Annotated in this window: 19 protein-coding genes; 9 read left to right on the top strand and 10 right to left on the bottom strand. The window is 71.8% G+C overall.

From position 1 onward, the window contains the following. Positions 1–54: 54 nt before the first annotated feature. Complete coding sequence (locus tag BLT43_RS10435) at positions 55–1047, bottom strand: type I glyceraldehyde-3-phosphate dehydrogenase (protein WP_090112607.1); 993 nt, start codon at positions 1045–1047, stop codon at positions 55–57. Positions 1048–1262: 215 nt separating this feature from the next. After that, on the bottom strand, positions 1263–2591 hold the full coding sequence (locus tag BLT43_RS10430) for a replication initiation protein (RefSeq protein WP_090112605.1): 1329 nt from the start codon (positions 2589–2591) through the stop codon (positions 1263–1265). A 554-nt stretch (positions 2592–3145) separates the two neighbouring features. On the opposite strand from BLT43_RS10430, the gene BLT43_RS10425 reads away from it, so the two are divergent. Continuing rightward, entirely contained in the window at positions 3146–4549 is a 1404-nt protein-coding gene (locus BLT43_RS10425; protein ID WP_090112603.1) for an AAA family ATPase, read from the top strand. After that, positions 4527–5612 (top strand): ParB/RepB/Spo0J family partition protein, encoded by a 1086-nt coding sequence (locus BLT43_RS10420; protein WP_090112601.1) that lies wholly within the window; start codon positions 4527–4529, stop codon positions 5610–5612. The genes BLT43_RS10425 and BLT43_RS10420 overlap by 23 nt, the downstream gene beginning before the upstream one ends. A 228-nt stretch (positions 5613–5840) precedes the next feature. On the opposite strand, the gene BLT43_RS10415 is transcribed toward BLT43_RS10420, so the two are convergent. Then, entirely contained in the window at positions 5841–7142 is a 1302-nt protein-coding gene (locus BLT43_RS10415; protein ID WP_090112597.1) for an NAD(P)/FAD-dependent oxidoreductase, read from the bottom strand. After that, positions 7142–8488: a glutamine synthetase family protein gene (locus BLT43_RS10410; protein WP_090112595.1), complete on the bottom strand. Its 1347-nt coding sequence runs from the start codon at positions 8486–8488 to the stop codon at positions 7142–7144. The genes BLT43_RS10415 and BLT43_RS10410 overlap by 1 nt, the downstream gene beginning before the upstream one ends. 114 nt (positions 8489–8602) lie before the next feature. Here BLT43_RS10410 and BLT43_RS10405 point away from each other — a divergent pair, with 114 nt between their 5' ends. Further along, positions 8603–9283: a GntR family transcriptional regulator gene (locus BLT43_RS10405; protein WP_090112593.1), complete on the top strand. Its 681-nt coding sequence runs from the start codon at positions 8603–8605 to the stop codon at positions 9281–9283. On the opposite strand, the gene BLT43_RS10400 is transcribed toward BLT43_RS10405, so the two are convergent. Then, positions 9277–9993 (bottom strand): UTRA domain-containing protein, encoded by a 717-nt coding sequence (locus BLT43_RS10400; RefSeq protein WP_090112591.1) that lies wholly within the window; start codon positions 9991–9993, stop codon positions 9277–9279. The genes BLT43_RS10405 and BLT43_RS10400 overlap by 7 nt on opposite strands. 102 nt (positions 9994–10095) lie before the next feature. Next, positions 10096–11454, bottom strand: a complete 1359-nt coding sequence (locus BLT43_RS10395; RefSeq protein ID WP_090112589.1) for a formimidoylglutamate deiminase — start codon at positions 11452–11454, stop codon at positions 10096–10098. Positions 11455–11559: 105 nt separating this feature from the next. On the opposite strand from BLT43_RS10395, the gene hutI reads away from it, so the two are divergent. From hutI to BLT43_RS10370, 5 genes are read left to right on the top strand one after another with little or no spacing between them, the layout of a single operon-like run. Then, entirely contained in the window at positions 11560–12768 is a 1209-nt protein-coding gene (gene hutI / locus BLT43_RS10390) for an imidazolonepropionase (protein WP_242652274.1), read from the top strand. Then, positions 12765–14300: a histidine ammonia-lyase gene (gene hutH, locus BLT43_RS10385; protein WP_090112585.1), complete on the top strand. Its 1536-nt coding sequence runs from the start codon at positions 12765–12767 to the stop codon at positions 14298–14300. The genes hutI and hutH overlap by 4 nt, the downstream gene beginning before the upstream one ends. Beyond that, complete coding sequence (gene hutG, locus BLT43_RS10380) at positions 14297–15115, top strand: N-formylglutamate deformylase (protein ID WP_090112583.1); 819 nt, start codon at positions 14297–14299, stop codon at positions 15113–15115. Before hutH ends, hutG begins: the two co-directional genes overlap by 4 nt. Then, positions 15108–16790 (top strand): urocanate hydratase, encoded by a 1683-nt coding sequence (gene hutU / locus BLT43_RS10375; protein WP_090112581.1) that lies wholly within the window; start codon positions 15108–15110, stop codon positions 16788–16790. Before hutG ends, hutU begins: the two co-directional genes overlap by 8 nt. Before the next feature lie 50 nt (positions 16791–16840). Continuing rightward, positions 16841–17275: a MarR family transcriptional regulator gene (locus BLT43_RS10370; RefSeq protein ID WP_090112579.1), complete on the top strand. Its 435-nt coding sequence runs from the start codon at positions 16841–16843 to the stop codon at positions 17273–17275. A 35-nt stretch (positions 17276–17310) separates the two neighbouring features. On the opposite strand, the gene BLT43_RS10365 is transcribed toward BLT43_RS10370, so the two are convergent. The 3 genes from BLT43_RS10365 to BLT43_RS10355 all read right to left on the bottom strand — a co-directional run bounded on the left by BLT43_RS10365 (position 17311) and on the right by BLT43_RS10355 (position 20468). Beyond that, complete coding sequence (locus BLT43_RS10365) at positions 17311–18366, bottom strand: quaternary amine ABC transporter ATP-binding protein (RefSeq protein WP_090112577.1); 1056 nt, start codon at positions 18364–18366, stop codon at positions 17311–17313. A 10-nt stretch (positions 18367–18376) separates the two neighbouring features. Next, on the bottom strand, positions 18377–19417 hold the full coding sequence (locus BLT43_RS10360; RefSeq protein WP_090112575.1) for an ABC transporter permease: 1041 nt from the start codon (positions 19415–19417) through the stop codon (positions 18377–18379). A gap of 85 nt (positions 19418–19502) precedes the next feature. Beyond that, entirely contained in the window at positions 19503–20468 is a 966-nt protein-coding gene (locus tag BLT43_RS10355; RefSeq protein WP_090112573.1) for an ABC transporter substrate-binding protein, read from the bottom strand. A gap of 316 nt (positions 20469–20784) precedes the next feature. On the opposite strand from BLT43_RS10355, the gene bcoG reads away from it, so the two are divergent. Continuing rightward, entirely contained in the window at positions 20785–21696 is a 912-nt protein-coding gene (gene bcoG / locus BLT43_RS10350) for a 3-dehydrocarnitine:acetyl-CoA trimethylamine transferase BcoG (protein WP_090112571.1), read from the top strand. 6 nt (positions 21697–21702) lie between these two features. Here bcoG and BLT43_RS10345 read toward each other — a convergent pair whose 3' ends face one another. Then, positions 21703–22392 (bottom strand): hypothetical protein, encoded by a 690-nt coding sequence (locus tag BLT43_RS10345; protein WP_090112569.1) that lies wholly within the window; start codon positions 22390–22392, stop codon positions 21703–21705. Positions 22393–22408 lie beyond the last annotated feature (16 nt).

The raw sequence follows: 22408 nt of genomic DNA, 5'->3' as shown, positions 1-22408 counted from the left end.
GCCCTCCTTGACCCGGCACAGCTAGGCCGCCGGGCGCGCCCGCCAATGCGGCGTCTAGCTGCGGCCCGCCGTCGCGCCCATGCGCAGCGCGAGATCGATCATCCGGTTGGAGAAGCCCCACTCATTGTCGTACCAGCCGAACAGCCGCACCAGGTCGGGGCCGGCCTCGGTCTCGGGCCCGGCCAGCACCAGCGACTCGGGCCGCGCGCGCAGGTCGGTCGAGACCAGCGGCCTGTCGGTCCAGCCCAGCACCGGGCTTTTCGCCACCGCCTCGCGCAGCCGCGGCTCGAAGCCGTCGCGGTCGCGCAGCCGCACCACGAGGTCGACCGAGGACACGCTGGCCACCGGCACCCGGAGCGCCCGGCCCGTCACCCGGCCGGCGAGGTCGGGCAGCACGGTCGCGGTGAGCCGCGTGGCGCTGGTGGTGGTCGGCACCATCGACAGCGCGGCGGCGCGGCTGCGCGCCGGGTCGGGGCGCGGCGCGTCGACCGTCGGCTGCGAGCCGGTGTAGCAGTGGATCGTCGTCATGTGCCCCGAGATCAGCCCGAACCGGTCGTCGAGCAGCCGCAGGAGCGGCGCCAGCGCGTTGGTGGTGCAGGAGCCGCAGGACACGATCCCCTGCCCCGCCAGAACGTCGTCGTTGGCGCCGCGCACCACCGTCGCTTCGGCCGCGGCCGAAGGCCCCGAGATCAGCACCCGGCCCGCCCCGGCGTCGAGCCCGCGCATCGCGATGGCGCGGCTCTCGGCCCGGCCGGTGCATTCGAGCACGATGTCGACGCCCGAGAGGTCGAGCCGAGACAGGTCGGCCTCGTTGTGAAACGGGATCGCCCGGCCATCGACCACCAGCGCCCCGGCCTCGGTCGCGACCTCGCCCTGATAGGGGCCGAAGACGCTGTCGTATTCGAACAGGTAGGCGCAGCTTTCGAGCGGCGCGATGTCGTTGATGCAGGCGATCTCGATCCCCTCGCCCGCGCGCGCGGTGGAAAGGAGGCGCAATATGGTGCGGCCGATCCGGCCGAACCCGTTGATGGCGATGCGCAGCGGCATGTGCTGTCCCGAGACCTCCTTGTGCGCGCCTCATCGGCACTCGTGTTCCGCGCGCCTTTGGCGCATGTTCGTGCGCGCCTTTGGCGCATCTTCAGTGCGCGCTTCCAGCGCGTCCTTGATGCGCGCTTCCAGCGCGACTGCAACCTTTCCCAGCCCGGCGCAAAGGGCAAGCGCCGAGGCACGCCGAGGGCGGGGGGAGGTTTCGCCGCGAAACCTCAGGCCGTTTCGTCGGGCATCTCCGGCAGCTCGTCGAACAGCCCCGGCTGCATCTCCTCCCAGAAGGCGAAGATGGCGCGGGCGTTGAGCGCGCTTTCCCAGCCGTGGCGGCGGAAGTCCTCGCGCTCCAGCTCGTCCTCGATCTGGCTCAGGAACAGCCGGCGGTCGGCGTCGCGCTGGGTCGGGTTGCGCCGGCGCGCGACCTCGGCCACCGCGGCGAAGCGCGCGACGCGGGCGGCGCGCACCGCCGCCCGGCGGTCGGCCTCGGCGTCGCGCTCGGCCGCCGCGGCCCGGCCGCGCGCGGCGGCGGCGCGGGCCTCTGGGCCGGGGGCCGGCGCGGGCTCGGACGTCTCGCCCCCCCGCTCGTCGGACAGCGCCGCGCGCAGGTAGCCCACCGGGCTGCGCACGCCTTCGCGCGCCTGCATCCGCTCGAGCTTGTCGGCCACCGCCTCCGCCCCGTGCTCGGCGATCCACTGCCGCGCCAGACGGTCCGACACGCCCTGCGCGCGCAGCCGCTCGTAGACCGGCTCGCGCCGCACCCCCTGCCCGTCATCGATCTCGAGCATGGCGAGCTGCGGGTTCTCGCGGATCTTGAAGCGGATCTCGGCCACGGCGCGGCCCAAGCGCTTGAACTCGGGCTCGACCAGGATGTTGGAGGAGCGGTTCACCTCCGCCACCGCCGGCTTGATGATCTTGGCGTTCAGGTGCTTGAAGCTGCGGTAGTAGTCGCTGTCGTTCACCCCCATCAGCCGCCGAAAGATCTCGAGCGGCCACCAGCCGGTCGAGCCGGTGCGCACGAAGCGGTAGCAGTTCTCGTAGAGCGCGAGGCCATGGCCGGAGGTGAAGCGCCGCTGGATGTCGAGGTTGATCAGCGCGAAGACGCGCGGGTCGTGCAGCTTCTCGGCCAGCGCCGGCGAATAGGCGTAGTCGCAGACCCCGTCGCGCAGCCGCGCATGCGCCAGAAGCGCCGAGACGCCCCATTCCTGCCGCCCCTTCTCGTCGAGCATGTCCCACTCGGCCACGGTCTCGGCGAGGCCCCGCAACGCGTCGCGCAAGCTGTCGATGTCGTTCGAGTTGTAGCCGATCATCAGGCACAGCGTGCGGGCGTCGATGCGATGCACGTTCTGGCTCAGCAGCGTGTCGTAGGCGTTGAGCAGGAGCACGTTCGACAGCTTGCGCTGCAACAGCGTCAGCTTGCCGCCGATATGGATCGCGGCGACGTTCTTCTTGACGGTGTTGCGCCTGAGCGCGCCGTCCAGATCCCCCCGGTCCGGCTTGGCCGCCGTGCCCGCCATGGCCGGCAGCCGGGTCTTTGCCTCGCGCGCCATGCGCCGCTCCTTGCCCGCGGGGCGGACCCCGATTCCCTGCGCCGAGACTGTCAGCCGCGGCACCCGCAGGCAAGCCCGGCGCGGGTACCTTTGCCGCAATGCGTGGCGCTCCTGCAAACGGGTACCTTTGCGCCGGCGCAGCTCCGAAGGCCGGGATCGGCCACCTGTGCACCCCCCACCGCGCGCTCTGGCCACGAAATCGCAGGCCCCGGCGGCGATGCTGTCCCGGAATCGGGCGCCATTGCTCCTGCAAACGGGTGCCCTTGGCCCCGGAATCGGCGACCCTTCGCCCTGCAAACGGGTACCCAATGGTGTTTTACTTTCGTGATATCAGTGAGATGCAGAGCGGAAAGACTCTAAATATCTCAAAGAGAGTCAAACAGGCTGGGCTTGATTTTCGATCTGAAGATCGGCGCCAGCGGGCAGGTTTCGCGGCGAAACCTTCCTGCAACGCCCGGCGGCACGGGTATACGGCGCGTATTTCGCGCGTGGCGGCGATGTGCGATGGTCCGCGCAATCACAGCCGGAACGGCGCACATGACCAGAGGCCGCGCATGAGCAGAAAAGCCGACACGACCCCCCCACCCTTCCACAACATCGACCCGGCCCGCGCCGCGGCCAAGCTCGGAGAACGGGTGGACACCACCCGCTTCGCCAAGGCCGCCGCCTTCTGCGCGCGCGGCCGCGACGACATGGCCAAGCGCGGCTACGCCCCCGACGGCGCCAAGCGGCTCAGGAAGTTCTCGATCTGGGAGATCACCCGCTACCTGATCCCGGTCGCGGCCGGGCATCTGCGCCGCGTGCTGAAGGCGCATCCCGAGCTGCCGCAGGGCGAGGGCGAGGCCGGGGCCAAGTGGTTCAGCCTCGACGAGGTGCTGCGCCTGCGCGAGCATTTCGACCGCGAGGGCGCCGCCAACAAGGAGTACCGCCCGTGGCGGCCCGAGGGGCAGCCCGCCAAGATCACGGCGGTGGCCAACTTCAAGGGCGGCTCGGGCAAGACCACGACCTGCGCGCATCTCGCCATGGCCGCCGCGCTCGACGGCTACAAGGTGCTGGTGATCGACCTCGACAGCCAGGCCTCGATGACCTCGCTGCTGGGTGGCCAGGTCGCCGATGAATGGCAGACCGTCTTCCCGCTGCTGGCGCGCGACTACGCCCGCGCCGTGCTCGAGGAGAACCGGGTGCGCGAGGCGCGCGGTGAAGAGCCCCTGCCGCTCGACGAGACGCTGACCGAGGCGCTGGAGGTTTCGCCGCGAAACCTCATCCAGACCACGCACTGGCCCAACATCGACCTGATCGGCGCGCAGCTGAACCTCTACTGGTCGGAGTTCCAGATCCCGGTCTGGCGCACGGGCCTGCGCAGCTGGTCGCTGTGGGACGCGCTCAACAACGCGCTGAGCGAGGAAGGCGTGCTCGACGAGTACGACATCGTCTTCCTCGACACGCCGCCGGCGCTCGGCTACCTGACGATCAACTCGCTCTCGGCCGCCGACATCCTTCTGGTGCCGCTCGGGGCGAGCTTCCTCGAGTTCGACTCGACGGGGCGGTTCTTCGACATGCTCTACTCGACCTTCGCCTCGATCGAGGAGGGCGAGAACGCGCAGCGCCGCCGCGCCGGCCTGCCCGAGATGCGGTTCGAATGGGACGTGGTGCGCGCCATCATCACCCGCTACGACGCCGCGCAGCAGACCGACCTCGCCAACGTGATCCAGGCCTATTTCGGCGACTTCATGACCGCCTACCGGCAGGAGTTCACGGCGCTGGTCGGACAGGCCGGAGAGCAGATCAACGGCATCTACGAGGCCGATTACCGCGACTTCAACCGCGAGACCTACCTGCGCGGCCGCGAGGCCTTCGACCGCACCTATGCCGAGTTCAAGGAGCTGCTGCTGGGCAGCTGGCACCGCGACATGATGGAAGACGAGGAGGAGGCCCATGGCCAGACGCAGGACGCTTGAGGCACCCGATCCGGCGGCGCTTGCCGAGATCGAGAAGGGTTTCGCCGCGAAACCGGGGGCGGCGCCGATGGGGCTCGGCGCGCCGATCGCCAAGGTCGCGTCCGAGACCGCGCAGAGCCGCGACGCCCGCAGCGCCGAGGAGCGCGCGGCCGAGGCGCGCCGCGCCCGCGACGCCGAGGCCTATGCCCGCGCGCAGGCCGAGGGCCGGGTGATCGAGACGCTGCCGATCGAGCGCATCCGCATCAACCACCTGACCCGCGACCGCGCCGAGGCCGATGCCGAGGCGATGGAGGAGCTGATTGCCTCGATCCGCGCCAACGGCCAGCGCCTGCCGGTCGAGGTGGTGGCGCTGGAGGACGGGCAGTACGGGCTGATCTCGGGCTGGCGCCGGGTGCGGGCGCTGTCGCTTCTGGCGGCCGAGGCGGGGCGCCCGGCCGAGGCGCGCGCCATCGTGCGCCCGCCGGTCGAGGCCGGGGCCGCCTACGCGGCGATGGTCGAGGAGAACGAGGTCCGGGCCCAGCTCACCCCCTACGAGCGCGGCCGCATCGCCGCGGTGGCCGCGCATCTGGGCGCGTTCGAGAGCATGGAGGCGGCGGTGGACGAGATCTTCGCCGCGGCCTCGAAGGCCAAGCGCTCGAAGATCCGGGGCTTCGCGCTGGTGCATTACGAGCTGGGCGACGTGCTGGGCTTCGGGCGCGAGCTGTCGGAGGTGGCGGGCATGAAGCTCGCCGGCGCGCTGCGGGGAGGTTTCGCCGCGAAACTGCGCGCCGCGCTCGAGCACCGCAGCGCCGGAAGCGCGGCCGAGGAATGGGCGCTGCTGGCGCCGGTGCTGGCCGAGGCGGAGGCCGCGCCCGCGCCCAAGGCAGCAGTCGCCCGTGGCGGCCGACCCAAGCGCGAGACCGCCGCGCCGCTGGCCGAGGGCGCGCTGCCCGGCGGCGGCCGCGTCGCGGTGCACGAGGAGGGCGGCAAGCTGGTGCTGAGCCTCGACGGGCCGGGGACCGACCGGCAGGCGCAGGCCGAGCGTCTGGTGGCGCTTCTGGCCGAGCACGGGCTGGCAGGCTGAAGGGCAGGGCACGCGTAAGCGGGGCATCCCGTAAACGGGTGCCTTTGCCGCCCACCGCAGGGGCCCCGGTGCGGCCGGGGCCGTCCTGCAAACGGGTGCCTTAGCGGGCAGGGGCGATCCCGAAGACGGGTACCTTTGTAGCCTTGGCCGGTCCCGAAAACGGGTGCCTCAACGCGAAAGGCCGCCCCGCGAGGGGCGGCCTTTTTGGGCCGGGGCAGGGGGCGCGGCTCAGATCCCGAGCCGGTCGCGCAGCCCGTAATACCAGCTGCCCATCACCGAGTAGGGCACCCGGAAGGTGCGCCCGCCGGGGAAGGGGATCCAGGGCAGCGCGGCGAAGACGTCGAAGCGCGCGGCGTCGCCATGGATCGCCTCGGCGAGGATCCGGCCGAAGGTGTGCGAGCCGGTGACGCCGTGGCCGGAATAGCCATGCGCGAAATAGGTGTTGGACCCGATCCGCCCCATCTGCGGCACCCGGCTGAAGGACAGCGCGAAGTTGCCCGACCAGGCGTAGTCGATCCGCGCGCTCTTCAGCTGCGGGAAGACCTTGTCCATGTTGCGCTTGAGCTTGGCCTTGATGTCGCGGGGGTCGGTGCCGCCATAGACCGTGCCGCCGCCGAACAGCATCCGCTTGTCGGCCGAGAGGCGGTAGTAGTCGAGGATGTAGCGCACGTCCTCGACGCATTCGTCCTTCGGCAGCAGCTCGGCCGCCAGATCGTCCGAAAGCGGCTCGGTCGCCATGATCTGGGTCGAGACCGGCATGACACGGGGCGCGAGTTCCGGCACGACATGGCCGAGATAGGCGTTGCCGCACAGCACCAGCCGGTCGCAGCGGATCGTGCCGCGCTCGGTCTTCACCACGGACCGCGCGGCCTGCGTGTCGACCGAGACCACGGGCGACATCTCGTGGATGGTGCCGCCATTGCGCTCCACCGCCTCGGCCTCGCCGAGCGCGAGGTTGAGCGGGTGGATATGCCCGCCCGAGCGGTCGAGCAGGCCGCCGGCGTAGAAGTCGGAGCCGACATGGGCGCGCAGCTGCGTCTTGTCGAGCATCTGCTGGTTGTCGATGCCGTAGCCCTGCCAGAGCTTCTGCCGCGCCTCCAGCTCGCGCATATGCGCGCCGGTGATGGCGGTGAAGATGTTGCCCTGCTTGAGGTCGCAGCGGATGTCGTAGCGCGCGACGCGCTCGCGGATGATGTCGCCGCCCTCCTGCACCAGGGAGGCCACGAAGGTCGCGGTGTCGCGGCCGTAGCGCTTCTCGATGGTGGTGAGCGAGGCGTTCAGCCCGTTGACGATCTGGCCGCCATTGCGGCCCGAGGCGCCCCAGCCGACGCGCGCGCCCTCGAGCATGGTGACCTTGTGGCCCTTCTCGGCGAGGTGCAGCGCGGTCGAGAGGCCGCTGTAGCCCGCACCGACGACGCAGATCTCGGTGTCGTGCTCGCCCGAAAGCGCGGGGCGCTCGGGCGAGGGGTTGGCGGAGGCTGCGTAGTAGGAGCCGGTGTGGCGCCCGTCGCCGGCATAGGATGCGGCCATCAGACGATCTCCAGGTAGCTGTGGAATTCCAGTTCGGTGACGTGGCGGTTGAAGCGGGCCTGTTCCTGCTTCTTGCATTCGACGAACATCTTCTGCAGCCGCCGCGAGTAGATCTCGGGCACCAGCTTGCCGTGCTGGAAGGCGCGGATCGCGGTGGCCCAGTCGAGCGGCAGGTGCGGCAGGTCGAGGCTGTAGGCGTCGCCGGTGATGGCCGGCGGCGGCGTCAACTCGCGCTCGATGCCCAGGAGCGCGCCGCCCAGAACGGAGGCCAGCACGAGGTAGGGGTTGGCGTCGGCGCCGGCGACGCGGTGCTCGATCCGCCGCGCGCGATGGTCGCCGCCGGGGATACGGATCGCCACGGTGCGGTTCTCGTAGCCCCAGGCGACGTTGGAGGGCGCATGCGCGCCCGGAAGCAGCCGGCGGAAGCTGTTCTCGTGCGGCGCGAAGGTGAGCGCGTTCTGCTGGATCGTCTCCAGCAGCCCGGCGACGGCGTTGAGCATCATCGGCGTGCCCTGGTCGCCGCCGTCGTCGAACAGGTTGCGCCCCTCGGCATCGGCCAGCGACATGTGCACGTGGAAGCCCGAGCCCGCGCGGTCACCGTAGGGCTTGGCCATGAAGGTGGCGGCGAAGCCGTGCTGGCGGGCGATGCCGCGCACCACGCGCTTGAACAGCAGCGCGTCGTCGGCCGCGCGCAGCGGGTCGGCGAGGTGGCGCATGTTGATCTCGAACTGGCCGGCGCCGTTTTCCGAGATGGCGCTGTCGGCCGGGATGCCCTGGCTGTGGCAGGCGGCGTAGACGTCGTTGAGGAAGGCGTCGAAATGCTCCAGCTCGTCGAGGCAGAGCGCGCCGTCCGAGGTGAGCCGCTTGCCGGTGATCGGCGAGCAGGGCGGGGCGGGGAGGTCGCCCGAGGGGTCGATCAGGTAGAATTCGAGCTCGGTCGCGACCACCGGGGTCAGCCCCAGCGCGCGGTAGCGCTCGACCACGTTGGCCAGCGCCCGGCGCGGGTCGCCGAGGAAGGGCGCGCCGCTTTCCTCGTTCATCCACAAGGGGATGAGTGCTGTGGGCTTGCGGGTCCAGCTCATCGGCATGGCGCCGCGGCCGGTCGGCACGCAGACGCCGTCGGCGTCGCCGGTCTCGAACACCATGGCGCCGCCCTCGATGTCCTCGCCCCAGATGTCGAGGCCGCAGATCGACAGCGGCATCCGCACCGAGCCCGCCATCACCTTTTCGAGCTGGTCGGCCGGCATGCGCTTGCCGCGCAGCACGCCGTTGAGGTCGCACACGCAGCCGAAGATGTTCTCGAGCGCCTCCTCGGGCGGAAGGTCGAGCGCGGATTCGGCGGTCATGGCGGGCTCCCGTGGGGCTGGAAAAGGAATGTGATATCTTTTTTGGAAATGACATCACGCTCCGGATCGTGTCAATCGGTATCGCGCGCCACCGGCAGGAGACGAGGAGCCCGGATGCTGGACCTTCCCGAGATCGACCGCGCGCCGTCGATGACGGCGCAGGAATACGTCTATGCGCGGCTGCGCAACGCGGTGATGGTCGGCGCGGTGCAGCCCGAGAGCCCGCTGACCATCCGCGGGCTGGCGGCCGAGCTGGGCATCAGCCCGACCCCGATCCGCGAGGCGCTGCGGCGGCTGAGCTCGGAGCGGGCGATCGCGCTTCTGGAGAACCGGCGGATCACCATCCCCGAGATGACCGGGCCGCGCTTCGAGGAGATCGTGCAGCTGAGATGCGCGCTCGAATGCCACGCGGCGGCGCGCGCGCTGCCGCATGTCAGCGCGGTGCTGGTCGACCGGATGCGCGAGGTGGACGACCGGATGGACGCGCATGTGCGCGCGGGCGATCTCGACGCGCTGACCATCGACAACCACGCCTTCCATTCGCTGCTCTACACCGCCAACCCGCACCAGACGGTGATGCCGGTGATCGAGAGCGTCTGGCTGCAGCTCGGCCCCTTCCAGCGGCGGGTGCTGGGCGGGGTCGAGCGCTACTACGAGGTCGACCGGCACAAGGAGATCCTCGCCGCGCTCGAGGCGCGCGACGCGGGCGCGCTGGTCGCGGCGATCGCCGCCGACATCCGCGACGGGATCGAGCGGGCGGGGCTGGCGGTGCTGCGGGGGCAGGCGGCTCAGTAGCGCGTGGTCATGCGGTGGCCGGGGCGGTGGCTGAGCCGGGCATGGGTGACGGCGCGGCCACGCAGCCAGGTGGTGCGCTCGATCGCGAAGACCGGCGCGCCGGGGGCGAAGCCCAGATGCGCGACCGCCTCGGGCCCGGCGGCGGCGGCCTCGAAGGCGATCTCGACCTCGGTGTAGGGCACGGTGGCGACGAGCCATTCGTTCGGGCCGCTGTCCGCGAAATCCTGCGTTTCGGCCTGCGGCAGCGCCGCGAGGCTGATCCAGCGCTGTTCGAGCTGGTAGGGCAGGCCGTCGGCGAAATGCAGGCAGGTGAGGCGCAGAAGCCGCGCGTCTTCGGGCAGCTCCATCCGGCCGCGCAGCCTGTCGCTCGCCGGCGTCACCGCGCGGTCGAGCAGGGCGTAGCGGTAGCGCGCGCCGGTGGCCTCGATCTCGGCGCGCACCAGCGGGATGCGGAAGCGCGCCTCGCGCAGCGGCGCGGCGCGCACGCGGGTGCCGGCGCGGCGGCGGCGTTCGACCAGACCGGCCTCGGCGATCTCGCGCAGGGCGCGGTTGACGGTGGCGCGGGCGCAGCCGAATTCCTCGGCCAGCTCGACCTCGCCGGGCAGCAGCGTGCCGGGGCCCCAGCGGCCGCTCTCGATCCGGTCGCGGATCTCGGACTTCACGGCGCGGAAGCCAGTGCGTTCGGGGGGGCGTTCGGGAGGGCGGGTCATCGGGCGGGGGCTCGGGTCGGCATGGCGGCGGTGATAGGCCGGCCGGTGCGGGGCGGGCAAGGGCCGGGGCAGGGGGCGAGGCGGGGGCCGTGACAGGTGCGCTCAGGCGGCATCGGCGAGCCTTCGCATCGCGCGCCGCCAGGTCGCGACGATGGCGTTGCGCGCGACATGGCGGCCGCCTTGGACCACGTGGCGTCCGGCCGACCACAGGTCGGTGATGGCGTCCGGCGGCGCGGCGAAGACCAGGCCGTCGAGCAGCTGTTCGGGCGCGAGCGCGCAGAGCGCCGGGTGGCGGGGGTCGATCGCCACGAGGTCGGCGAGCCGGCCCGGTTCGATCGCGCCCGCGTCGCGCCCCAGCGCCCGTGCGCCGCCATCGGCCGCGCCGCACCAGAGCGCCGCGCCGGTGCGGCCGCCCTCGGGCGCCATGACGTTGCGGGCGAGGTCGCGCAGGCGCTGCGAATATTCGAGCATCGCCAGCTCGCCCGAAAGCGAGACGCGGATGTTGCTGTCGCTGCCGACGCCGAAACGGCCTTGCGCGGCCAGCCAGCGCGGGCCGTCGAAGGGGCCGTCGCCGAGATCGGCCTCGGTCAGCGGGCAGAGCCCGGCGATGGCGCCGATGGCGGCGAGGCCGGCGGTCTCCTCGGGCGTCATGTGGGTGGCGTGGATCGCGCACCAGTTCGGGCCGAGGGGCGCGTGCGCCAGCAGCCATTCGACCGGGCGGGCGCCGAGCCAGCCCGAGATCTCGGCCACCTCGCGCGGCTGCTCGGCCACGTGGATGTGGACCGGGCCGTCGCCGGCCAGTTCGAGCACGGCCGCGAGGCTGGCGGGGGTGACGGCGCGCAGCGAATGCGGCGCGAGGCCGAGCCGGGTGTCGGCGGGCAGGGGGGCGAGGGCGGCGCGGGCGGCCGCGTGCAGCCGGGCGAAGCCCTCGGCGTCGGTGCCGAAGCGCGCCTGCCCGCCCGAGAGCGGCTGCCCGCCGGCGCCGCCATGGGCGTAGAACACCGGCAGGTGGGTCAGGCCGATGCCGGTGGCCTGCGCGGCGGCGGCGATGCGCGCCGTCATCTCGGCCGGATCGGCATAGGCCGCGCCGCCGGGGGCGTGGTGCAGGTAGTGGAACTCGCCCACCGCGGCGAAGCCGGTCTCGAGCATCTCCATGTAGGCGAAGGCGGCGATCGCCTCGACCTCCTCGGGGCCGAGCCGGTCGAGGAAGCGGTACATCAGCCGCCGCCAGCTCCAGAAGCCGTCGCGGCCCGGCGCGCGCTGCCCGGTCATGCCGGCCATGGCGCGCTGGAAGGCGTGGCTGTGCAGGTTCGACACCGCCGGGACGAGCGCGCCGACGCGGAGGTCGCCCGGGGCCGGGGCTGCGCCCGGCGCGACCTCGTGAAGCCGGCCCCCGGCCAGCGTCAGCCGCACGTCGCGCGCCCATCCCCCGGGCAGCAGGGCCAGTTCGGCAAAGATCATGGTCGCCTCATTATGTATAGACATAATAGCTATACGCCTATACCCATCGAGTCGAGAGGCGGTTTCGTCGCCGCCCTGCCATCCGCCGTTCCACAGGAGGCCGCCTTGCCCGAGACCGCGCTGCGATTGACCAACTGCCGCGCCGCGACCCTGCCGGCCGGGGGCGGCTACGGGCTGGTCGAGCGGGCGGCGCTGGTGCTCAGGGACGGGCGGATCGACTGGGTCGGGCCGGAGGCGGAGATGCCGGCCGATGCCGCGCATCTGCCGGCGCGCGACCTCGGCGGGCGGCTGGTGACGCCGGCGCCGATCGACTGCCACACCCACGCCGTGCATGGCGGCGAGCGCGCGGGCGAGTTCGAGATGCGGCTCGAAGGGGCGAGCTACGAGGAGGTCGCCCGCGCCGGCGGCGGCATCCTGTCGACGGTGCGCGCCACGCGCGCGGCGGGGGAGGAAGCGCTGGTCGAAGGCGGCCTGCGCTTCGTCGACGCGCTGATCGCCGAAGGGGTGGCGACGGTCGAGATCAAGTCGGGCTACGGGCTCGACCGCGAGACCGAGCTGCGGATGCTGCGTGCGGCGCGCGAGATCGGGCGGCGGCGCGACGTCGCGGTGCGCACCAGCTTCCTCGGCGCGCACGCGGTGCCGCCCGAGTACAAGGGGCGCGGCGGCGCCTATCTCGACGAGGTCTGCATTCCTGCGCTGCGCGCCGCCCATGCCGAGGGGCTGGTGGATGCGGTGGACGGGTTCTGCGAGGGGATCGCCTTTTCGCCCCCGGAGATCGACCGGCTCTTCGCAGTGGCGGCGGAGCTGGGGTTGCCGGTGAAGCTGCATGCCGAGCAGCTGTCGAACCTCGGCGGCGCGGCGCTGGCGGCGCGGCACGGGGCGCTTTCGGCCGACCATCTGGAACATCTCGACGAGGCCGGGGTCATGGCGATGGCCGGGGCGGGGACGGTGGCGGTGCTCCTGCCCGGCGCCTTCTACACGCTGCGCGAGACCATGGTGCCGCCGGTCGAGCTTTTGCGCCGCCACGGCGTGCCGATGGCGGTGGCGACAGACATGAACCCGGGCTCCTCGCCGATGGCGTCGATCATCTTGGCGATGAACATGGCCTGCACGCTGTTCCGCCTGACCCCGGCCGAGGCGCTGGCGGGCGTGACCCGCCACGCCGCCCGCGCGCTGGGGCTCTCCGATCGCGGCAGCCTCGCGCCCGGCCTCAGGGCCGATCTCGCGGTGTGGGACTGCGAAGGCCCGGCGGAGCTGGCCTATCGCATCGGTTTCAACCCGCTTCATGCCCGGATCATCGGAGGTGCCGCTTGACCCCCATCACCCTCACCCCCGGCGCGGCGACGCTTGCCCAGCTCGAACGCATCTGGCGCGAGGAGGCGGCGGCGGTGCTCGACCGCGACGCCCGGCCCGGCGTCGAGGCCGCGGCCCGCGCCATCGCCGATGTCGCGGCGGGCGAGGCGCCGGTCTACGGCGTCAACACCGGCTTCGGCAAGCTGGCGAGCCTGCGCATCGCGCCCGGCGACACGGCGGTGCTGCAGCGCAACCTCGTGCTGTCGCATTGCTGCGGGGTGGGGGAGGCGAGCCCGCGCGCGCTGGCGCGGCTGATGATGGCGCTGAAGCTTTTGAGCCTCGGGCGCGGCGCCTCGGGCGTGCGCTGGGACCTCATCGAGCTGATCGAGGCGATGCTGGCGCGCGGCGTGACGCCGGTGATCCCGGCGCAGGGCTCGGTCGGGGCGTCTGGCGACCTCGCGCCGCTGGCGCATATGGCGGCGGTGATGATCGGCGCGGGCGAGGCGGAGGTCGAGGGCCGGGTGCTGCCGGGGGCGGAGGCGCTGGCCATTGCCGGGCTCTCGCCCCTCGCGCTTGGGCCCAAGGAGGGGCTGGCGCTGATCAACGGCACCCAGTTCTCGACCGCGCATGCGCTGGCTGGGCTGTTCGAGGGCTGGCAGGCGGCGCGGGCGGCGCTGGTGGTCTCGGCGCTCTCGACGGATGCGATCATGGGCTCGACCGCGCCGCTGCGCGCGGAAATCCACACGCTGCGCGGCCAGCCCGGCCAGATCGAGGCGGCGGCGGTGATGCGGGCGCTGCTCGACGGCTCGGAGATCCGCGAGAGCCACCGCGAGGGCGACACGCGGGTGCAGGACCCCTACTGCATCCGCTGCCAGCCGCAGGTGACGGGGGCGGCGATGGAGGTGATGCGGCAGGCGGGCCGGACGCTTGAGATCGAGGCCAACGCCGCGACCGACAACCCGCTGGTGCTGTCGGACGGCAGCGTCGTCTCGGGCGGCAACTTCCACGCCGAGCCCGTGGGCTTCGCCGCCGACATGATCGCGCTCGCCATCTCGGAGATCGGGGCGATCGCGCAGCGGCGGGTGGCGCTGATGGTCGACCCGACGCTGAGCCACGACCTGCCGCCGTTCCTGACGCCCGAGCCGGGGCTGAATTCGGGGCTGATGATCGCCGAGGTGACGACCGCGGCGCTGATGAGCGAGAACAAGCACCTCGCCAACCCCTGCGTCACCGACAGCACGCCGACCAGCGCCAACCAGGAGGATCATGTGAGCATGGCCGCGCATGGCGCGCGGCGGCTGGAGCGGATGGCGCGCAACCTCGTGCATATCCTCGGGGTCGAGGCGATCTGCGCGGCGCAGGGCGTCGAGTTCCGCGCGCCGCTTGCGACCTCGGCGCCGCTGGCGGCCGTGGTGGCGCGGCTGCGCCGCGAGGTGCCGGTGCTCGAGGGCGACCGCTACATGGCGCCCGATCTCGAGGCGGCGGCGGGGCTGGTCGCCTCGGGCGACCTGGCGGCGGCCAGCGGCGTGGCCTTGCCGGAGCTTTCGGCATGACCCCGGTCGAGGTGATCGAGGGCGAGGGCGCGGTGATCCTCGGCCAGCCGCATGGCGGGACGTGGCTGCCCGACACGGTGGCGGCGCGGCTCAACGCGCGGGGCCGGGCGCTCGCGGACACCGACTGGCATATCGGCCGGCTCTATGACGAGCTGCTGCCCGGCGCGACGGTGGTGCGGGCGAACTTCCATCGCTACGCGATCGACGCCAACCGCGACCCCGGCGGCGGCTCGCTCTATCCGGGGCAGAATACCACCGGGCTCTGCCCCGCGACCGATTTCGACGGCCAGCCGATCTGGCGGCCGGGTGCTGCGCCGGGGGCCGGGGCGGTGGCGGCGCGGCGCGACGAGCTGCACGCGCCCTACCACGCCGCGCTGGCGGCGCAGGTCGAAAGGGTGCGCGCGAGGCACGGGGTGGCCGTGCTCTGGGATTGCCACTCGATTCGCTCGGAGATCCCGTTCCTGTTCGAGGGGCGGCTGCCGGTGCTGAACATCGGCAGCGATGGCGGCGCGACCTGCGACGCGCGGATCGAGGCGCGGGTGGCGGCGGCCTGCCAAGGCTCGGGGCTGGAGACGGTGCTGAACGGCCGCTTTCGCGGCGGCTGGACCACGCGGCATTACGGCCGGCCCGAGAGCGGCGTGCACGCGATCCAGATGGAGATCGCGCAGCGCGCCTACCTCGCCGCGGAAGCGCCGCCATGGGCCTTCGACGCCGAGCGCGCCGCGCCGCTCCGGACGCTGCTGGCCCGCATCCTGACCGATCTCGACCATCTCGCGCGCTCGGGCGCGCTCGCCACGGGAGCCCACCATGCTTGACCGCAAGAACAGCCGCGACGTCTTTCCGCCGACCGGGCCGGAGCGGACCGCGAAGACCTGGCAGGCCGAGGCGGCGCTGCGGATGCTGATGAACAACCTGCACCCCGACGTGGCCGAGAACCCGCATGAGCTGGTGGTCTATGGCGGCATCGGCCGGGCGGCGCGCAGCTGGGGCGATTTCGACCGGATCGTCGAGACGTTGAAGACGCTGGAGGCCGACGAGACGCTAATTGTGCAGTCGGGCCGGCCCGTCGCGGTGATCCGCACGCATGAGGACGCGCCACGTGTGCTGATCGCCAACTCCAACCTCGTGCCGCACTGGGCGACATGGGCGCATTTCAACGAGCTCGATCGCAAGGGGCTGATGATGTACGGCCAGATGACGGCCGGGTCGTGGATCTACATCGGCACGCAGGGCATCGTGCAGGGCACCTTCGAGACCTTTGCCGAGGCCGGGCGGCAGCATTACGGCGGCGACCTTTCGGGCCGCTGGATCCTGACCGCCGGTCTTGGCGGCATGGGCGGCGCGCAGCCGCTGGCGGCCGTGATGGCCGGGGCCTGCTGCCTCGCGGTCGAGTGCGACGAGAGCCGGATCGATTTCCGGCTGCGCACCCGCTACCTCGACGCCAAGGCGCGCGATCTCGACGAGGCTCTGGCGATGATCGCCGACTGGACCACCAAGGGCGAGGCGAAGTCGGTGGGCCTTCTGGGCAACGCGGCGGAGGTGTTTCCCGAGCTTCTGCGGCGGATGCAGGGCGGCGGGCCGCGCCCCGACATCGTCACCGACCAGACCTCGGCGCATGACCCGCTGCACGGCTACCTGCCGGAAGGCTGGGGCGTGGGCGAATGGCGCGCCAAGCAGGAGAGCGCGCCCGCGGAGGTCGAGCGCGCGGCGCGGGCCAGCATGACGCGCCATGTCGCGGCGATGGTGGGGTTCCACGAGGCCGGCGTGCCGACGCTCGATTACGGCAACAACATCCGGCAGGTCGCGCATGAGGAGGGGCTGGAGAACGCCTTCGCCTTCCCGGGCTTCGTGCCGGCCTGCATCCGGCCGCTCTTCTGCCGGGGCGTCGGGCCGTTCCGCTGGGTGGCGCTGTCGGGCGACCCGGAGGACATCCGGAAAACCGACGCGGCGCTGAAGCGGCTGTTTCCCGACCACGCGCATCTGCATCGCTGGCTCGACATGGCGGGCGAGCGGATCGCCTTCCAGGGCCTGCCGGCGCGGATCTGCTGGCTGGGTCTGGGCGAGCGGCACAAGGCGGGGCTGATGTTCAACGAGATGGTGGCCTCGGGCGAGCTCTCGGCCCCGATCGTGATCGGGCGGGACCATCTCGACGCGGGATCGGTCGCCAGCCCCAACCGCGAGACCGAGGCGATGAAGGACGGCTCGGACGCGGTGTCGGACTGGCCGCTTCTGAACGCGCTGATGAACACGGCGAGCGGCGCGACTTGGGTGTCGCTGCATCACGGCGGCGGCGTCGGCATGGGGTTCTCGCAGCATGCGGGCGTGGTGATCGTCGCCGACGGCACGGAGGCCGCGGCGAAGCGGCTGGAGCGGGTGCTGTGGAACGACCCGGCCTCGGGCGTGTGGCGGCACGCGGATGCGGGCTATGACGAGGCGCTCGACTGCGCGAGGGAGCACGGGCTGCGGCTGCCGGGAATCCTGGGCAACTGACGGCGCGCGGATGGTTGCGCGCGCAACCATTCGCGGTCAGGGTCGGGCGCATGGCGCAGCCCGATTTCGACCTGAGGGATTTCACCCCCTACCTGCTGGCGGTGGCCGGAGAGGTGGCGAGCCTCGAGTTCGCCGCCGTCTACAAGGCGCGCTACGGCATGACCCGTTCCGAGTGGCGGGTGCTGTTCCATCTCGGCCGCTACGGCCCGATGACGGCGACCGAGATCGGCGCGCGGGCGCGGCTGCACAAGACCAAGATCAGCCGGGCGGTGCGGGCGCTGGAGCTGAAGCGCTTCGTCTCGCGCGAGACGCTGGAGGAGGACAGGCGCAGCGAGCGGCTGGCGCTGCGGGCGCCGGGGCGGGCGGCCTATGCCGATCTCGGCACGGCGGCGGCGGCGTTCGAGGCGCGGCTGGAGGCGCGGCTCGGGGCCGAAGAGGCGCGCGACCTGAGGCGGATGCTGCGCCGGCTGGCGGATCTGGACTGATCGGGGGGCGGGCAGGGGCCCGCCCCCCGGCCCGGTCAGGAGGCCAGCGCCCGGTCCGGGTCGCGCTCGGAGGGCACGAGAGCGCGCACGAGGTCGCGCATGTGCAGCACCCCGACCTGCCGGCCGTCGCGCATCACGCGGTAATGCTTGGCGGTGTCGCCGCCGGCCAGCGCGATCACCGATTCCAGCGTGTCGTCATGGCCGACCTCGCCGTCGAGCCCCTCGACCGGGGCCTCGGTCTTCTCCATCACCGAGCGGGTGCGCAGCACGCGGGCGCGGTTGATGTCGCCCACGAAGTCCTCGATGTAGGGATCGGCCGGGTTCAGCAGGATGTGCTGCGGCTCGCCCTGCTGCACCACGAAGCCGTCCTTCAGGATCACCAGGTGATCGGCGAGCTTGAGCGCCTCGTCGAGGTCGTGGGTGATGAAGACGATGGTCTTGTGCAGCTCGGCCTGCAGGTCGATCAACAGGTCCTGCATGTCGGTGCGGATCAGCGGGTCGAGCGCCGAGAAGGCCTCGTCCATCAGCATGATGTCCGAGTTCGAGGTCAGCGCGCGGGCGATGCCGACGCGCTGCTGCATCCCGCCCGAGAGCTGGTGGGGATACTGGTCGCCCTGGCCCTGCAGCCCGACCCGGTCGAGCCACTTGGTCGCCTCGTCGGCGTAGTGGCGCGGCTTCTTGCCCTCGATCGCCGGGGCGAGCCCGGCATTCTCGAGCACGGTGCGGTGCGGCAGCAGCGCGAACTTCTGGAACACCATCGACATGCGGTGCTGGCGCAGGTCGCGCAGCGCCTTGGGCGAGTAGTCGAGGATGTTCTCGCCATCGACCAGCACCTCGCCCGCGGTGGGCTCGATCAGCCGGTTGAGGTGGCGGATCAGCGTCGACTTGCCCGAGCCCGACAGGCCCATGATCACCGTCGTCTTGCCGGCCGGCATGTCGACGTTGATGTCGTTGAGGCCGAGCACGTGGTTGTGGTGCTCGAGCAGGTCGGACTTGGAGATGCCCTCGCGCACATGCGAGAGCGCCTGCTGCGGCGCGTCGCCGAAGATCTTGTAGAGGCCGCGGATCGCGATCTTGGTGTCGTCTGCCATCTCGGCCTCCTCAGTTTTGCGACGCGTTGATGCGGGCGAGCGCGGCCTTGGTCACCCGGTCGAGGATGATCGCCAAGAGCACGATGCCCAGGCCCGAGACCAGGCCCACGCCCAGCTCGAGGCTGCGGATGCCGCGCAGCACCAGCACGCCGAGGCCCGGTGCGGAGACCAGCGAGGCGATGACGACCATGGCGAGGCTCATCATGATGGTCTGGTTCACGCCGGCCATGATGTTGGGCAGCGCCAGCGGGATCTGCACGCCGAACAGCTTCTGCCGGTCGGTCATGCCGAAGGCGTCGGCGGCCTCGATCACCTCCTTGTCGACCATGCGGATGCCGAGATCGGTGAGACGCACCACCGGCACGATGGCGTAGAGGATGATCGCGATGCCGTAGAGCTTGGGCTCGGTCACCGAGAACAGGAAGATGAGCGGGATCAGGTAGACGAAGGGCGGCAGCGTCTGCAGCATGTCCAAGACCGGGATCATGGTGCGCTGCACCCGGTCGTTGCGGGCCATGGCGATGCCGATCGGCACGCCGAACAGCACGCATATGAAGGCGCAGACGAAGATGATCGCCAGCGTCTGCATGGTGTAGTCGTAGTAGTCGATGAAGGCGAGCAGGGCGAAGGAGAGGCCGACCAGCCCGACCAGCCTGAGCGAGCGGCCGACCGCGAAGGCCACGACCATCAGCAGCGGGATCATGATCCACCACGGCACCGCCTGCATCAGCCACAGCGCGTTGCGCAGCGCCCAGCTCAGCGGCTGGGTCAGCGGGTCGACCACCACCTGCAGCCCGTCCTTGATGGCGAGGAAGCCGTCCTCGAGCCCGGAGGTGAGGTCGCGCGATTGCGGCATCGCATCGCAGGCCTCGTGCAGCGCGTCGAGCGAGGGGAAGGGGGTCTCCCAGAGCGAGACCTCGGCCTCCTCGCCGCGCGCCTGGCTCATCAGGGCGTCCATCGAGAGCGGGGCGTTGCCGCCCGCCCCGCCGTCGCTGCCGCCGCACCATTCTCGCAGGCCGAGCCCGTCGAACACGAAGTCGTATGTCGCCATGAAGGTCCTTTCCCGGCCGTGGCGGCCTTGTCCCTGACTGTCCGGTTGCCGGAGGGGCGGCGGTGCCGCCCCTCCGCGTCGGATCTTATTTCAGCAGCGCCGAGAGGTTCTCGCGCGCGGCGTCGTTGAGCCAGCCCGACCAGACGTCGGGGTTGCTTTGCAGGAAGTAGACCGCGGCTTCCTCGTTCGAGGCGCCGTTCTCGTCGGCCCAGGCGAGCAGGCCGCTCATGGTGTCGGTGTCGAAGGTCACCTTGCTCATCAGCTCGGCGATCTCGGGCTCGCGCTCCTGGAAGTCGGCGACGATCGCGGTGATCACCTCGGCGGCCGGGTAGCCGGTGACCTGCGGGTTCGGGTTGTCGGGGTTCTGGTTGGCCTCGTGGGCCTCCTGGTTGTACTCGCCCAGCTCGACGCGGGTCATGTCGAACTTGCCGAGCGGCACGGTCGGGGCCCAGTAGTAGCCGAACCACGGCTCCTCGCTCTGCACGGCCGAGGCCATCGAGGTGGCCAGCGTCTCGCCCGAGCCGTGGTCGAACACCTCCATGCCGCTGTCGCGCAGGTCGAGCGCGCGGATCAGGTTGTCGTTGGCCACCCGGCAGCCCCAGCCGACGGGGCAGTTGTTGAACTGGCCGCCGACCAGCTCGGGGTTGGCCAGCACCCCCTCGATGGTGGTCAGCTCGGGATGCGCCTCGGCGAGGTAGGTCGGAATCCACCAGCCCTCGATGCCGCCCGGGTTCAGAACCCGGCCCAGCTCGATCACCCGGCCGGCGTCGCGCAGCTCGCGGTAGACGTCGCCGACGCCGTTCAGCCACAGCTCGGTGACGATGTCGGGCTCGCCGTTCTCGGCCAGCGAGGTGACGGCCGGCACGGTGTCGGAGGGCACCACGGTGACCTCGCAGCCATAGCCCTGCTCCATCAGGAACTTGGAGACCGCGGTGACGATCTCGGACGAGGCCCAGTTCATCTGGGTGATCGAGACCTCGCCGCATTCCGCGGCGGCGGCGCCGGGCAGGGCGATGGCCGCGACGGCGGCACCGATCAGCTTCTTCTTCATGTACCTCTCCTCTGTTGTTTGGCCCCGGGCGCGCCATGGCGCGCTGATCGCCCCGCAGGAGGCACGACATGATCCGCAGCGGCCGCCGCGCGGTCGCCGGGATCCCGGGTGATATGCTTCGATTGCGGGGCAGAGCCTAGCGCGTATGGCCCGGAGTGCAAGTGTTAGGACAGTCTTTCTGTCCTGTCGTGGCGGCCGCGCGGCTTTCCGGGGCGGGGCGAAGCATGGCACGAAAGGGTATCGGGGGGGCATCGGGAGGCATCCGGCCACGCCCCGCGACCGGGCCGGTCCGGCCTGACACAGGAAGGGAGGATCCATGCCGCTGCAGATGAATCGCGAGGTCTTCGTCACCTGCGCCGTGACCGGCTCGGGCGCGACGCAGGACCGCAGCCCGCACGTGCCGCGCAGCCCCGCCGAGATCGCCGCCGCCGCGATCGAGGCCGCGAAGGCCGGCGCGGCGATCGTGCATTGCCACGTGCGCGACCCCGAGACCGGCGCGCCCTCGCGCGATCCGGCGCTGTTTCGCGAGCTGACCGAGCGGATCCGCGACAGCGGCACCGACGTGGTTCTGAACCTGACCGCCGGGATGGGCGGCGACCTCACCTTCGGTTCGGTCGAGGCGCCGCTGCCGCCCGACCCGGCCGGCACCGACATGGCCGGCGCGGCCGAGCGGGTGGCGCATGTCGCGCAATGCCGGCCCGAGATCTGCACGCTCGACTGCGGCACGATGAACTTCGCCGAGGCCGATTACGTGATGACCAACACGCCCGGCATGCTGCGCGCCATGGGGCGGATGATGACCGGGATGGGCGTGCGCCCCGAGATCGAGGCCTTCGACACCGGCCATCTGTGGCTGGCCAAGCGGCTGGTCGAGGAGGGCGTGCTGGAGGGGCCGGCGCTGGTGCAGCTGTGCATGGGTGTGCCGTGGGGCGCGCCCAACGACCTGCACACCTTCCTCGCGATGGTGCAGGCGGTGCCGCGGGACTGGCACTGGTCGGCCTTCAGCCTCGGGCGCGACCAGATGGCCTACGTGGCGGCGGCGGTGCTGGCGGGCGGGCATGTGCGGGTCGGGCTCGAGGACAACCTGATGCTCGACCGCGGCGTGCTGGCCACCAACGCGCAGCTGGTCGAGCGCGCGGTCGGGCTGATCGAGCGGATGGGGGCGCGGGTGATCGGGCCGGAGGCGGTGCGCGCGCGGCTCGGGCTCGTCAAGCGCGCGCCGCTCTAGCGGGCCCTATCGGGCGGGGACCGGGTCGGGCAGGGCGGCGGGGCGGAAGGCGCCGAGCGCGTAGGCGGCGAGCAGGCTCAGAAGCATGTTCTCGCCCGCCCCCTCGATCACCATGAAGGCGCCGCCGACCAGCGGCCGGCCCGGCAGCGCCAGCCCCGCCAGCGTGTGCAGCGTGTCGACCCCCATCGCGAAGAGCGCGACGCCGAGAAACAGCGCGCCGAGCGGCCGCAGCCTTCGGCGCAGCGCCGCGTCGGCGCGGCGCCAGCCCATGACCAGAGGCAGCAGGCAGGCCAGACCCAGCGCCGCCCAGACCGCGATCTCGCCCAGCTGGAAGGCCAGCCCGCCGAGACGTTCGTGCAGGCCGGTGGCCAGCGCCAGCGCCACGCCGCCGCGCTCGTGCAGCTGCAGCGCGTCGTCGGCGCAGGCCAGCGCCATCACGAAGGCCGCCGCCAAGAGCACCGGCGCCCGGCCGCGCCGCCAGCCGGCCAGGAGCACCCCGGCGGCGAGCAGCCACTTGCCGTAGTTCAGCATCTCGGCCAGCCCCCAGTCATGGTCGAACTGCCACAGCTCGGGCCAGGGCGCGGCCGGGTCGCGCGCCTGCGCGAGACCGTAGGAGACGCCGACCGCGAGCAGCAGGGCATCGGCCGCCAGAAGCAGCAGGGCGGCGCGGAGGTCGAGGCGGCGGAGCGATGTCATGCGGGGCGTCTTGGCG

Source organism: Limimaricola pyoseonensis (assembly GCF_900102015.1).
In the GTDB taxonomy this organism is placed as follows: Bacteria; Pseudomonadota; Alphaproteobacteria; order Rhodobacterales; family Rhodobacteraceae; genus Limimaricola; species Limimaricola pyoseonensis.
The sequence above is the reverse complement of the archived record's forward strand: the minus strand, read 5'-3'. Positions and strand labels throughout refer to the sequence as shown.